This is a genomic window from Stappia stellulata DSM 5886 (genome assembly GCF_000423705.1).
Lineage (GTDB): Bacteria > Pseudomonadota > Alphaproteobacteria > Rhizobiales > Stappiaceae > Stappia > Stappia stellulata.
On the sequence record NZ_AUIM01000004.1, the window covers coordinates 676,092 to 688,831 of the forward strand.

Annotated in this window: 12 protein-coding genes; 5 read left to right on the top strand and 7 right to left on the bottom strand. The window is 64.1% G+C overall.

Translation table 11 applies throughout. The features are described 5' to 3' along the window. Positions 1 to 12 precede the first annotated feature (12 nt). Together G572_RS0103300 and G572_RS22265 are read right to left on the bottom strand one after the other, a co-directional pair. Positions 13 to 912, bottom strand: a complete 900-nt coding sequence (locus G572_RS0103300; protein ID WP_029057271.1) for an allantoinase PuuE — start codon at positions 910 to 912, stop codon at positions 13 to 15. Further along, positions 909 to 1,481, bottom strand: coding sequence for an ureidoglycolate lyase (locus G572_RS22265; RefSeq protein ID WP_084649846.1), 573 nt, complete (start codon positions 1,479 to 1,481; stop codon positions 909 to 911). The genes G572_RS0103300 and G572_RS22265 overlap by 4 nt, the downstream gene beginning before the upstream one ends. A gap of 87 nt (positions 1,482 to 1,568) precedes the next feature. Between G572_RS22265 and G572_RS25825 the strand changes: the two genes are divergently transcribed. Next, positions 1,569 to 2,237 carry a GntR family transcriptional regulator gene (locus G572_RS25825; RefSeq protein ID WP_169391279.1) on the top strand — a complete coding sequence of 223 codons (669 nt, stop codon included), beginning with the start codon at positions 1,569 to 1,571 and terminating at the stop codon, positions 2,235 to 2,237. Positions 2,238 to 2,291: 54 nt separating this feature from the next. On the opposite strand, the gene G572_RS0103315 is transcribed toward G572_RS25825, so the two are convergent. Continuing rightward, positions 2,292 to 3,218: a LysR family transcriptional regulator gene (locus tag G572_RS0103315; protein ID WP_029057273.1), complete on the bottom strand. Its 927-nt coding sequence runs from the start codon at positions 3,216 to 3,218 to the stop codon at positions 2,292 to 2,294. A 271-nt stretch (positions 3,219 to 3,489) separates the two neighbouring features. Between G572_RS0103315 and G572_RS25300 the strand changes: the two genes are divergently transcribed. Together G572_RS25300 and G572_RS0103330 are read left to right on the top strand one after the other, a co-directional pair. Further along, positions 3,490 to 3,735 carry a class II aldolase/adducin family protein gene (locus G572_RS25300; RefSeq protein WP_029057274.1) on the top strand — a complete coding sequence of 82 codons (246 nt, stop codon included), beginning with the start codon at positions 3,490 to 3,492 and terminating at the stop codon, positions 3,733 to 3,735. A 257-nt stretch (positions 3,736 to 3,992) separates the two neighbouring features. Next, positions 3,993 to 5,516: an alpha/beta hydrolase gene (locus tag G572_RS0103330; RefSeq protein ID WP_029057275.1), complete on the top strand. Its 1,524-nt coding sequence runs from the start codon at positions 3,993 to 3,995 to the stop codon at positions 5,514 to 5,516. Between the two features lie 18 nt (positions 5,517 to 5,534). Here G572_RS0103330 and G572_RS0103335 read toward each other — a convergent pair whose 3' ends face one another. Together G572_RS0103335 and G572_RS0103340 are read right to left on the bottom strand one after the other, a co-directional pair. Beyond that, entirely contained in the window at positions 5,535 to 7,535 is a 2,001-nt protein-coding gene (locus G572_RS0103335; protein WP_037545677.1) for a hypothetical protein, read from the bottom strand. Positions 7,536 to 7,587: 52 nt separating this feature from the next. Further along, the gene (locus tag G572_RS0103340) at positions 7,588 to 8,811 is read right to left on the bottom strand and encodes an ATP-grasp domain-containing protein (RefSeq protein WP_029057277.1); all 1,224 of its coding nucleotides are present in this window, start codon (positions 8,809 to 8,811) and stop codon (positions 7,588 to 7,590) included. A gap of 493 nt (positions 8,812 to 9,304) precedes the next feature. Here G572_RS0103340 and G572_RS0103345 point away from each other — a divergent pair, with 493 nt between their 5' ends. After that, positions 9,305 to 10,264: an agmatinase gene (locus tag G572_RS0103345; protein WP_029057278.1), complete on the top strand. Its 960-nt coding sequence runs from the start codon at positions 9,305 to 9,307 to the stop codon at positions 10,262 to 10,264. An 18-nt stretch (positions 10,265 to 10,282) separates the two neighbouring features. Here G572_RS0103345 and G572_RS25305 read toward each other — a convergent pair whose 3' ends face one another. After that, a complete protein-coding gene (locus G572_RS25305) occupies positions 10,283 to 11,017 on the bottom strand; it encodes a hypothetical protein (RefSeq protein ID WP_051241527.1) in 735 nt (244 codons plus the stop codon). 81 nt (positions 11,018 to 11,098) lie between these two features. Beyond that, a complete protein-coding gene (locus G572_RS0103355) occupies positions 11,099 to 11,680 on the bottom strand; it encodes a tautomerase family protein (protein WP_029057279.1) in 582 nt (193 codons plus the stop codon). Between the two features lie 163 nt (positions 11,681 to 11,843). Between G572_RS0103355 and G572_RS22280 the strand changes: the two genes are divergently transcribed. Further along, a complete protein-coding gene (locus G572_RS22280; protein WP_051241530.1) occupies positions 11,844 to 12,710 on the top strand; it encodes a GntR family transcriptional regulator in 867 nt (288 codons plus the stop codon). Positions 12,711 to 12,740: the final 30 nt, after the last annotated feature.

Genomic DNA, 12,740 nt, shown 5'->3' on the forward strand with positions numbered 1-12,740 from the left:
GAAAAGTCCTCCTCACTTCTGAACATGATGTTCGTGCCAGTGACGGGCGATTGCGTCCCGCCGACAGACCCAGACGTCTTCGAATTGCATGATGTGATCGAGAAACCGCTCGACCCCGGCAGCCCTCCCCGGATGTCCCGACAGGCGCAGATGCAGCCCGACGGACATCATCCGCCCGCCTTCGCGGTACAGCATGTCGAAGGAATCACGCAGGTATTCGAAGAACTCGTTCGCGGTCGCCATACCGCCGCGGATGAACTTCGCGTCGTTCATCGCAAGGCCGTAGGGCACCACCAGATGACGCCTGCCGGACACGTCGGTCCAGTAGGGCAATTCGTCGTTGTAGGCGTCGCTGTCATAGAGAAACCCACCATGTTCGACGACCAGCGAGCGGGTGTTGAGGCTCGGCCCGTAGCGACAGTACCAGCCCGCCGGCGGCGTCCCGACCAGATCCCGGATCGCGTCATGGGTGCGGGCGATCCGCTCGCGCTCTTGTGCCTCGTCGAGGCCGCGGTGATGCTCCCACTTCCAGCCGTGTGCGCAGATGTCGAAGTTTGACGTCTTGAGGTGTTCCACGATCTCGGGATTGCGCTGCAGCGCCAGACCGCAGGCCATGGCCGTCGCCGGAAGGCCGCGCTCCTCGAACAGCCGGACAAGACGCCAGTAGCCGACGCGGCTGCCGTATTCGAACATCGATTCCGCGGCCAGGTCGCGGCCCGAAAGGGTCCCCGCCCCCCCTTCCGTAAGCCCGGTCTCGCTTGCCGCGTCGCCATCGGGAACCGAGGGCTCAGCGCCTTCCTCGATGTTCATCACGAAGTTGACGGCAATACGCGCACCACCCGGCCAACGCGGATCGACCGGAGCGCATCCATATCCCTTGAAGTCCCGTTCCAGATGCCGATCCGCACTCATGCTTCTTCCCCATTCCCTTCCGCATTGCCTCCGATGAGCAACCGCGTCTCCAGATCCAGAAGGACATCGTCGTCCTTGTCCGACAGGGCCATGACCACGACAAACTCGGCTGGAGCCGAAAGAACCCTGAGGCCGGCGTGCCAGACATTGCGGCGGTAGATCACCCCTTGCCCAGGCTCGGCGATGAAAGCCTTCGTCCGCGCGAGATCCGGCGCTCCGTCCGGCAGGTCCGGGCAGCAGACAACCAGAAACGGCTTCTCGAGCAAGGGAATGAATGCCTGGTGGCTGTGCGGGTGCCGTTCCAACTGGTCGATCACGAGCGGAAACTGCGACGCATCGGGCAGTCGGGAGACCCATATGGCCTGTCGAAGGTCTTCTTTTTTCTGGGAAAAGTTCGACTCGATCATATGACGACGTGCCGCGCCGCTGTGCTCGAGAACCTTGCCGAAAGGCTGAAAAGCCTCCGACGTGAGAGGCTCGGGGGAAAATTGCATTTGCTTGAAACTCACGTGCACCACATCACCTTGCATTCCAGTTATAGTACCAGCGGTATACCAGCGGCGCGCCATGTGTCAATGGACTTCCGGTGCCGCCGTGTTTATAGAAGTCGAGACGCATGATGCCGGTCCACAGACCGCAGAAGAGGAGTGGCCAGCTTGGACAACAGCCAGACCGGAAGCGACGCAAAGGAAGAAAAAAGCAGCATCTCGGAGCAAGCTTACCAATATCTCCGAAGCCTTATCTTTGCCCAGAAGCTCGGCCCCGGTGATGTCTTCACGGAGAGGCGCCTGGCAGAGCAGTTGAACGCATCACGAACACCTCTGCGAACAGCAATAAATCGGCTCGAGGGGGAAGGTCTCATTGAGCGATTAGCCAATGGCAGCATTGTGATCAGGCAAGTTGCGGTAGAAGAATTGCTCGAAATTCTCTTGATTCGCCGCCTGCTGGAGGGCGAGGCCGCGGCACATTCGGCGCGGCGGGCATCGCCGGAACGCATCGCCGACATGATGGACCGGACCGAAAAGCTTCTTGCCGACAAGACCATCGAGTTCGACCGATTCTGGGAATATGACGACGAGTTTCACCTGTTCATCGCCGAGAGCAGCGGAAAACCGCTTCTGGCCAGCCTGATCCAGAACCTGCGCAACAAGGCGCGCATGTGCCACATGGTGCGGATGGAGCAGAATTTCGAGGAACAGGCGCGCGAGCATATCGCCGTGCTGAAGGCGCTTGAGGCGAAGGATCCGGAACGGGCGCGCGAGGCGATGATCGGCCATTTGGACTGCGTCCGCGAGCGTTTGATGCGGTGGCTTTTTACACAGTGATTTCTTGAACCTGTTTCCGTTTTCCGCCTTGGGCCGGTTCATGTCGCCAAGCCGTCAGACCGGCGGCGCAGCATCCTCCCAGGGCGGTCTCTTGAAGGCCGTCACCAGGAAATCGATGAATTTGCGGATGCGCGGCACCATGTGGCGGTCCGGCAGAAAAACGGCGTAGATCGCGCCGTCGTCGACCTTTGTGCAGTCGCCAAGCACCTGCACCAGCCGCCCGTCAGCAATCGCCGGACGCGCCAGATGCTCGGCAATGCGCATGACGCCGAAGCCCGCCAGACACATCTGATAGAGCGACATGCCCTGATTGCTCTTGAACCGGCTCTCCGCGCGAAGGACAACCGGCGCGCCTCCGACCACGAACCGCCATCGGTTCAGGTGGTCGCGGCTTCCGTCCCAGGCGACACAGGGCATGCGCTCCAGATCCGCCGGCGTCTGCGGCACGCCGAAACGCTCCAGCAGCGCGGGCGCGGCCACGACGATCCTCTGCAACCGGCACAGCCGCCGGTGCATCAGGCTGGACGCCGGCAACCGGCCCATGCGGATCGCCACGTCGATCTGGTCGTCGATCAGGTTTTCCGTGTCGTCGGTCAGGCGCAGGTCGAGCGACAGACCCGGGTGGGACGCCAGAAACTCCGGCATCAGGGGCGTGACCCGGTCGAGACCGAAGGCGATGGGCGCCGACACCCGCAAATGGCCCTCCACGCGGGCCTCGTTCGTCTGCCAGTCGGCCTCCGCCTGTTCCACCGTCTCGATCACCCGGCGCGCCGCCGCCAGGAATTGCTCACCCTCCGCCGTCAGTCGGTGACCGCGCGTCGTGCGATGCAGAAGCCTTGTTTCAAGTCGCTGTTCGAGCCGCTGGACGGTCTGGCTGATGAAGGGCTGGCTGACCCCGAGGCTGTGCGCGGCCGCCGTGAAGGCTCCGGTGTCCACCACCGCCTGAAACACCCGCATTTCCAGCAGTCGGTCGTCGCGCATCGCCACTCATGCCCTTTCATCCGCGCCGCCTGGCCGTCGGCGACAACTATTATTGCCGATCTTGCGTTGCCGCGTCCCGCCGCTTGTTGCGAAAATGGCGCCGCGCACCGCGCGCGGCCGGTTTCGCGTGCGCACTGCTATCGAAGCCCCCATGCCCGACCCTTGAATTCGCGTCTCGATCTATCAGCCCCAGAGGTCGGGGCTGATCGTCCCGAATTCGACCGGATGGAGGACGAGCGCCGCCAGCGCAAAGAGCTGCACGCCAACGTCCATGACGCCCCCCCCCGACATCACCGGCAAAGAGACCGGGCCGGTCGCGGCGAAAAACCGGGCCGGTTCCACTGTCGCCAAGGCGTTCAAGGGCGCGAAGGCAGCGCTTCGCCAGAACCATGGCCTCCTCTCCGCCAGCCTCCACAGCATCGACAGCGCCGCCTTCTGGTTCATCGCGCTGGAGCGTTGCTGCAAGCAACAGCTCGACTTGGGCAGGAGGGAAACGAAAACGCCCGGCAGGAAGTGAGGGCGACGGCGCGGCGGAACGGATGAACGTCGCGGTCCTGTTGCGCAGCGAAACACCCCCCACTGCAGATCACCTTGGTTTATGCGCTTGAGGAAGTGACCCTGCTCAACACCGCCAAAGGTGCTGTCCGCCACCGTCAAGACACGAACCCCTTGACAGGTTTTACTGTTCGCCAGCGTGGACACCCCCTGATTTTCGGGGTTTGATGGCGCAATGGTCAGTCCTTCCGCCCTCCTCGCACGATGGCTCCCAAAGGCATGAGCGCGCACATCCGACACGACCGGCCGTCGCGCGGAGGCTTGCTTGGATGGCTCGTCACGCTTGTCGCGCTCATCGCCATCGCCGTCTCGATTTTCAATCTCGAGCGTGGCCGCGCGGGCCTCGACATCTCCGGGATGTCGGTCGGCACGACACCCGCGACACTCTATCGAAAGCCTGGCGAGGCCGGCCCGCTCGTCGTCATCGCCCATGGCTTCGCCGGATCGCGCCAGCTGATGCAGGCCTATTCGCTGACGCTCGCGCGCGCCGGCTACACGGTGCTCGCCTTCGACTTCGAGGGGCACGGGCGCAACCCGGTCCCGATGTCGGGCGACGTCACCTCCATCGACGGCACAACTGCGCTTCTGGTTGCGGAAACCCGCCGCGTGATCGCAGCCGGCCGGGCTCTCACGCCGGAAATTTCCGGCCTGGCGCTACTGGGTCATTCGATGGCGACCGACATTCTGGTCCGCGCCGCCATCGCCGAGCGCGACGCCGGCACGCCCGTCGATGCAGTTGTCGCGATATCGATGTTTTCCCAGGCCGTGACGGCAGACCGGCCGGTGCGCCTTCTTGCGATCAGCGGCGAATGGGAGACAAGACTGCGGGCGGTCGCCCTCGCCGATCTTCGGAAGGTTCAGCCCGACGCGGCCGAAGGCGAAACCGCGACCGCAGGCAACGTTCAGCGCCGCGCCGTCGTCGCGCCGGGTGTGGAGCATGTCGGGGTCTTGTTCAGCGAAACGGCCCTGCGCGAGACCCGGAACTGGCTGGATGGTGCGTTCAACAGAACGTCTTCGGGCCGGATCGTCTTGCCGGGTGTTTGGATCCTGCTGCTGATGGCGGGCATCGTCGGCCTGTTCAAGCCGCTTACGATGTTGCTGCCGCAGACCGCCGGGCCACCCCGGGAAATTTCCCCGCGCCTGTTCTGGGCCGCAGTCCTGGTCCCGGCCGTTACGGTACCGCTGGTGGCGGTCGTTTCCTATGTCCCGTTCCTGCCCGTTCTCGTCGCCGACTACCTGGTGATCCATCTGGCGCTCTACGGACTTGCCCAACTGGCGCTGCTGCATGTCTGGAAGGCGAAAGCGCTGGCCGTATCCCTGCCGGCAGTATTCCTGCTCGCGATCTGGGGAATTGCCGTCTTCGGCCTTGCGATGGACCGCTATGCGGCAAGCTTCATGCCCAACGGAGAACGGCTCGCGATCATCGCCGCGCTGGCGGTCGGCACCGTGCCGTTCATGATCGCCGACAGCTTCGTGACGCGGGCCGGACACGGCCTGTGGTGGCACCGGATCGCCGCGCGGGCCGCCGTGCTCGTATCGCTTGGCGCAGCCGCGGCGCTCGATCCCGAGCGGCTGATGTTCCTGTTCCTCATCCTGCCCGTGCTGGTGCTTTTCTACCTTGTGCAGGGGCTGATGGGACGATGGGTGGCGCAGCGCTCGGGCGCGCTTTCAGCGGGCCTGGGGCTTGGTCTTTGCCTCGCATGGGCGCTTGGCGTCAGCTTTCCGCTTTTCAGCCCGGGCTGAGCGTCCGCGACCCGGCGGCTATTGCGCCCCGGCGAGCGCAAGGTCCTGGGGGATGCGCGACGCGGCCCAGCTGTCCACCGCCAGGGTGCGAATGCTTTCGATCAGTTCCGCAGGCACCGGCGCCCCTGCCCCTGCGGGACGAATGAGGTCGTCGTGGAACAGGTAGAGCCGCGAGACGAACTGCTCGAACACGAGCGAGGCCTCGCCGTGGCGTTCGCCGTTGCCATGCGTCGAGACGGTAACGCCACCGCCCCAGTCCTGACCGCTGTCGTTGTTGGGATTGTAGAAATAAATGCGCGTGCGCCCTTCCGTATCCTGCGCCACACGCAGGATCGAAATTGCATGCCAGCCGACGAAGCGCGCGCTGGCATCCGTCACCGCAATACCTGCGGGCTGGGGATGGATCACCGGCCGGCCGCCGTTATACGCCGGGTGATACCCTTGGCAAAAGCGGGTGACGAAGCCGTCGTAGTCGTCCAGTTGCCCGGTCAGCACATCGACGGCAACGACGCAGTCGCGCGCCACCCACCAGCCGTGGAACTCCGGGTTGATCCAGCGGTGCGGGTCGCCGCCGCGCGGGGCGCAGATCCGTCCCATCTCGGCATAGACGCGGTCAAGATGCGGCACCAGCAGCACGGAGACCGGATCGGCGTCGATCGGCGCGCCGGCCGCAAGCCCGGCCGGCAGGTCGCCGGAGGCAATCGCCTTCCCCTCGAAATGCATCAACAGGGAATCGAACTCGCCCACCTGGCAGATCAGATGCAGCAGGAAGTCGGGATCGTTCAGCGCCCACATGGCAATTGCGCGGGCGGACTGGCAGGGCGGGGTGGCGCCCTGCCCCACGCCCAGCGGCTGGCCCATGACCTCCAGCGTCCCGGCAAGCACACGCGTCTGCGCCGGAACGGCATTGCCGAATGCCAGTTCGATGCGCGCGGCGACGGCCGGCTGCAAGGTCATCGAGAGCTGACGCTCCAGCGCCGGCGCGATCGGGGCGCTGTGCAGCACGCCGCGTTCCAGAAGCATCGCCAGTCCGTGGACGGCCTGCGGTGTCTGGGGATGCACGGCCGCCGAAATCAGCTTGTCGACGAGCGGCTTGAACTTCCTGTAACTGTCGAGCCCCGTCCCTCCAAGTCCGAGCGCCTCGGGCGCGAAGGACGCGTCACGGTACTTCGACACCCAGCGCAGGAAGGCCGCGTGATAGTCGGACACAAGGCCGGTGTCATGCATGGCGCGAGCGAAGCCGGACGCCTCGCGGCGCAAGGCCGTATCGTCGAGCCGCTCCAGGCGCATCTGGTAGGCATCGATCCCCGGATCGTCGATGCACTCGTTTGTCGGCCCGAAAAGCGCGCTGACCAGCCGGTCCGCGCCGAGGCGCTCACGCCCGATCCCGCCATCCTCGCGCGTCAGCGCGATGGCGATCTGGGTGATCATCTCCTTCACGGGGCCGACCTGGATCGGCCTCTGCTCGAGGATGCGCCAGATCTCCGTGACCAGAATGCCGAGCACGTCCTGGAAGCCGATGTGATCCGCGATGAAGCGGAACACATCGCGGCGCATGGCGGTCCCTGCACTGTCCTGCCGGTCCGCCTCGCTGGTCTGGTCGAAGAAATGCGGAAGATTGAGCGCCAGCACCTGCGTCAGGAAATGACGGGCATGTTCGGCATGAACGTTGACATGCGCCCCGCCGCCGCTGGCGATCGCCAGCAGCCGCAGCAGGCTGGCCACCTCGAGCGCGACCGTCAGTCGGTCCGGACTTTGCAAGGTCTGCCCGACCAGCTGCGGCAACAGCCTTGAGGGGTCGTCCCAGTCGGACCCGCGAAAGAGACCGGCGGCCTCCATCGCAAGCCCGCGCGCGTAGAGCGCGTCCAGCCCGCCGGGAACCGCAGCGAGACGCGCCGCCACATCGAGGACGGGACGCTGATGGCGTTGCTTGGCGAAGGGCCGCGCTCCGGAAAGCCGCTCGATGGCCACATCGAGCGTATCGGCCAGCCGTGCCGCCTCGGGCCTCGTTTCCGTCATGGTCAATTCGTCCTTGTGCAAGCGATCGCCCCCGACGTGCCTGGAGACGCCCCTAGATATAGAAATCCAGATCCTCCTGAGCCTTCAGGAGATCCCGCAGTTTGTGCGGATTCTCTCCAAAGAAATAGGCCAGACCCCAGTGGGTGCCGAATGCAGTGCGCTTCGTGACCTTCTGCTCCGCCGGCGAGGCAAGTTCGTGGAACTCGAAATAAGGGTGGTTCTGGGTTTCCTCCGGCACTTCCAGCCGGCTGATGACGCGCCGGCGCGGATAGACGCCGAAACACCCGGCATAGCCCTTGGCATCCGTCACCTCTTCGGGGAAGAAGGCGTCGATTTCCTCCGTCGTCGCCTTGGGGTCGAACATCAAGGCGATGCCCTGATAGCCGTTGAACCCGTAGGCGCGTTCGATCAGTTCAAGCGCGTTGAAGCCCGGCGGACGATAGGCGACCTCGCCGAAGTAGAGCTTGCCGTCGCTCGTCAGGAAATATTCCGGATGAATGAAACCGAAATCGATGTCGAAGGTCTCGATCAGCTTCTCGACCTCCTCGGTGATCCGGGCACGCCAGGACTCAAGCTCGGGCGTCGCCGGCACGAACACCGAATAGCCGAGCGTCACATATTCGGAAATGTTCAGGAACTGGATCTTTCGGTCCTTGATCCAGGCCTCGACCGCAAACTCCCAACCGTCGAGATGGCTTTCCAGCAGGGCCGGAAACTCCTCGTCGGGGATGTTGTCGACATCTTCCGGCGTGCGGATCACCCGGTGGCCGGCCGTGCCGGACTTGTCGAATGCCTTGAAGTGGATCGGGTCGTTGGGATCGCCCTCGAGCTTCAGCAGCGTCTGGTTGACGCGCTTCAGGAAGCGGATCACGTCGCCGCGATCGTGCGCTTCCTCGAAGACGCCGACACGAATGCCGCCAAGCTGCGCACGCCGCTTCATCAAAGACTTGTCGCGGAACAGCATCGACTGGCCGAGAAGACGCGGATTGTCCATGAGCACGGAATTGATTGCACCCGCCCATTCCACGGTTTCCTCAAACAGCGGAATGGCAACGTCGACGCCCTCTTCCTTCAACCGGTGGGCAAGCTCGTGCGACCGCTCGTTCAGCCGGTCGAAATCCCACGACATGTAGGGAATCTCGTTCTGCTGACAGTACTCCTCGGCCCAGGGCGGCGCGACGACGATGTACTTGCGATCGAACCGGTCGATTGCGTCAATGGCGTTCAGGCTCCAGCCGAGAAGCGCGATGTAGCCTTTGTCGGGATCAATGCTCATGTGTAACTCCTGTTCTGCGAAATGGACACGTCCTCCTGCAGCCTCGCACCGGATATGCGGCACGATCGCGCGAATGAGTGCGTGGCTAACGCACGCGTCCATCACATGAAGAACACGCTCCTGCCGGCCACTTGAAAATGAAACGTAAAGGAATAGGATCAGAATTCAAGCTACGGCAATGAATTATAAAAACATCTCCGGCAAAAATGAAAATTGCGACGCGCCATTCTGGAAAATATTATTGATATAATATTTCAGATTTCGCCATATGTTTTCAAATATTACTTTTATACAAACAAAAAAATCTAAAAGTAATTTTGGATTTTTAGTGCACAATTCCGCAAGCGCCCCTGGAGACGACGGATCTCGACCCCGTACCGGTTTTTTTATACCGTCTGACGGACCGGTCGGGGGCCGTGACGGCGCCGGCCGTCCGTGCGCGGCGCATCGCATCGCGGACCGCGTCGAGCCATTTCTTGCTGGAGCCCCCTCAATGACGGATCCGTTCTTTCAGCCGGTGTCCGGGTTCGACCTGCCCCGCTTTGCAGGCGTCCCTACCTTCATGCGGCTCCCGCTCGTGGAAAACGACCATCCGCGCCGCAAGGCTGTCGACATCGGGCTGGTCGGCGCCCCCTGGGACGGCGGCACCACCAACAGGCCCGGGCCGCGCCATGGCCCGCGGCAGCTGCGCGACCTGTCGACGATGATCCGCGCGCAGAACGGCGCGACCGGCGTTCGTCCGTTCGAACGGGCCAATTGCGCGGATCTCGGCGACGTCGGCCCGAACCCGGTCGACCTTCAGGACAGCCTCAAGCGCATGACGGCGTTCTACGCAGGGCTGAAGCAGGAGCGCATCCGCCCGCTGACCGCCGGCGGCGATCACCTGTGTTCGCTTCCGATCCTGCGGGCACTGGCAGTCGACGGCCCGCTCGGGCTCATCCACTTCGACAGTCACACGGATCTCTATCACAGCTATTTCGACGGCTGCCTCTACACCCACGGCACTCCGTTTCGCCGCGCGATGGAAGAAGGGCTGCTCGATCCGCACCGCTGCGTCCAGATCGGCATTCGCGGCACCGCCTACGACAATGAAGACCGGGCATTCGCGCAATCCGCGGGCATTCGGGTCATCGCCATCGAGGAGTTTTTCGCACGCGGGGTCGAGGACGTGATGGCGGAGGCCCGCGAGATCGCCGGAGAGGCCCCGACCTATGTCTCCTATGACATCGACTTCGTCGATCCGGCCTATGCGCCCGGGACGGGCACGCCCGAGGTCGGCGGTCCGAATTCCTTCCAGGCGCTGCAGGTGGCGCGGCTTCTTTCGGGCGTAAACATCGTCGGCGCGGATCTTGTCGAGGTCTCCCCGCCCTTCGACGCCTCCGGCGGCACCGCATGGCTTGGCGTCTCGATCCTGTTCGAGATGCTGTGTGCGATGGTTGAAAGGCCGGCCTGACCGGCTGCGCGCAGGCGGTCAGCGCGACGCGCCGAACCCGACGTCGTCCGCAGCGGAAGGCTGCGCAAGCATCCGCGCCATCGTTGTGACGTGGAAACTCATCCAGCAAAAGATGCCAAGGAATTTCGCCCCGTCCTCGACATAGACGAGGACAGGATCGAGGCTGTGGAACACCGTGTCCACGCCCATGCTGAAGGCAAGTGCGCCGCAGGCCAGCAGAAGCAGCCACTTGTCGTGGTTGAGAATGATCCGATGGCTTGCCGCGACATAGACGACGGCAAATGCGGCATTCGCCGCCAGGACCAGATTTTGCGCGATCCCGAATTCGGGCAGCACGACCTCATGCAACAGGAAGGCATCGTCCAGCGCCAGCCACCCCGACAGCAATCCGGCGGCACCGGCAAACAACACGACCGCACGCGCCCGATGCGTCAGCGCGAAGGCGAGCGCGCAAAACAGGCACACCGCAGCGGTCGCGACCCACAGCATGATGCCGAGCGTCGAGACGAAGCCGAAATAGGGCCGACAGCAGGACTCCGCAAATTCCGCCGCTGCAAGCGTATCGAGGAACATCAGCTTGGGCTCTTTCACCGGCAACAGCAGAACCAGCGCCAGAAAGAGACTTGGAAGGACCAGTGTGCAGACCCGTATCGCCGTCACCGGCCAGGCCCCACCGCGCACCGTGTCGAGAGGTACGGAGGACGCAGCGCCACCTTTCGGTTCGCAATCGGGAGAGAGTGAAAACTCGGACATGGCGCTGGATCGACCTCGCGACAGAAAGACCATGGGAACCTTCACGCCCCCCATACGAAGCCCTTTCTTTACCGCCAAGGTCTAAACATCGGTTGAATCGCATCCCTCCCGTTTTCGCTCGCCCAGATCGTTCCAGACGCTCTGGCTGACAAGCCGCCCGTTCTCGACCTCGAAACGGTCGATGAAACGCACGCTCTCGAAACGCGACCCGTCCAGCCATTCCCCGCTCAGCGTGCCGTGACAATGAACCACCGCACGGCCGTCGGAAAAGCCGGTATCGAACCCGGCGATGGTCTTGGAAACGCGCCGATACCGCGTCCCGGCCCAGGCAACCATTTCGGCAAGCGCCGAAAACCGCTGCCCGCCGGGAAACACCATTTCGAAGCCGTCGGCGAGACAGGACTGCGCCCGCGGCAGGTCGCGCGCCTCCATCGCGGCGAGAAACCCGCGGACCACATCGACCGGATCGGGCACGGCGACGCCCGGCGTGCGGCTCCGTCCGCCGCGCATGTAGTTCGACGGCCTCACCTCCTCGATGGCGACGGTCACCCCGTCCGCCGGCGCGGCGATGGTGCCGCGCACAGCGTCCGTCAGCCGCAGCGCAAGCCGCTGGCGCACCTCCTCCGCATAACCCTCGATCATCGTCACCCGCACGATCGGCATTGCCGCTCTCCCCCTTTTCGCTTCCCGTCTTGTCCGGTCCGAACCCTCACCGACCCCGGAAATCGGCCACCCCCGCAAGATCCGGACAGGCGGCCGGAAGCCGGTTGACATAATGATATAATGACATACCATTAAACGTAACAAACGGAAAGAGAGCCCAGCCGTGAGCACGCCGCCGATCCCGATCGTTTCCGAGACACAGGGCAGCGACACCGCCTCCACGGCGCGCGGATCCGGCATTCTCGATCCCAACGGGCCGGTCCCGCTCTACCACCAGATCTTCCTGCTGCTGCGCAACCGCATCTATGGCGGCAACCTGTCGGCCGGCGAACGCGTGCCGAGCGAGCAGGATCTCACCACGGAATTCGGCGTCTCCCGCATCACCGCCAAGCGCGCGCTGAACGAATTGGCGGACGCCGGCCTCGTCATCCGCGAACGCGGGCGCGGCACGCGCGTCGTCAACCGCCCGCCGGCGCCTGCCGTCACGTCGTCCATCGAAGGCTGGCTGGAGAACATCACCTTGATGGGCCAGTCGACCACGGCGGAAGTCCTGTCCTTCGCCTACACGCAGGCCGGCGAGGAGATCGCCCATGCCCTGGAGGTGGAGCCCGGCACCGAGGTGCAACGCGCGGTGCGCGTGCGTCGTCTCGAGGGCGAGCCGATGTCCTATCTCGTCACCTATGTGCCCGCCGACATCGGCCGCCACTACGGCGCCGACGACCTCAACGTCCAGCCGCTGCTGCACCTTCTGGAACGCGCCGGGGTGGATGTCACCTCCGCCCGCCAGACGATTTCCGCGACCGTTGCCGAGACGGACGTCGCCGCCGTGCTTGCGATCCCGGCCGGTTCGCCGCTGATCGAGGTGCGCCGCGTGGTCAGCGACCGCGCCGAGCGCCCCGTTGAATACATCCGCGTCCTGTACCGGCCGGATCTCTACCGTTTCGAAATGTCCATGCGCCGGGTGCGCGCCGAAAGCGGCCCGCGCTGGACCACGACAAGCTCTCCACCGGTCCCGGCCGGCGGAGGATAAAAGCGCAAAGAGGGACCCGGGACAGCCAAC

Bases quoted from the DNA above. Each gene is read 5' to 3' on its own strand.
- G572_RS0103300 (WP_029057271.1), bottom strand. From the start codon at position 912: ATGAGTGCGGATCGGCATCTGGAACGGGACTTCAAGGGATATGGATGC.
- G572_RS22265 (WP_084649846.1), bottom strand. From the start codon at position 1,481: ATGGCGCGCCGCTGGTATACCGCTGGTACTATAACTGGAATGCAAGGT.
- G572_RS0103315 (WP_029057273.1), bottom strand. From the start codon at position 3,218: ATGCGCGACGACCGACTGCTGGAAATGCGGGTGTTTCAGGCGGTGGTG.
- G572_RS25300 (WP_029057274.1), top strand. From the start codon at position 3,490: ATGACGCCCCCCCCCGACATCACCGGCAAAGAGACCGGGCCGGTCGCG.
- G572_RS0103330 (WP_029057275.1), top strand. From the start codon at position 3,993: ATGAGCGCGCACATCCGACACGACCGGCCGTCGCGCGGAGGCTTGCTT.
- G572_RS0103335 (WP_037545677.1), bottom strand. From the start codon at position 7,535: ATGACGGAAACGAGGCCCGAGGCGGCACGGCTGGCCGATACGCTCGAT.
- G572_RS0103340 (WP_029057277.1), bottom strand. From the start codon at position 8,811: ATGAGCATTGATCCCGACAAAGGCTACATCGCGCTTCTCGGCTGGAGC.
- G572_RS0103345 (WP_029057278.1), top strand. From the start codon at position 9,305: ATGACGGATCCGTTCTTTCAGCCGGTGTCCGGGTTCGACCTGCCCCGC.
- G572_RS25305 (WP_051241527.1), bottom strand. From the start codon at position 11,017: ATGTCCGAGTTTTCACTCTCTCCCGATTGCGAACCGAAAGGTGGCGCT.
- G572_RS0103355 (WP_029057279.1), bottom strand. From the start codon at position 11,680: ATGCCGATCGTGCGGGTGACGATGATCGAGGGTTATGCGGAGGAGGTG.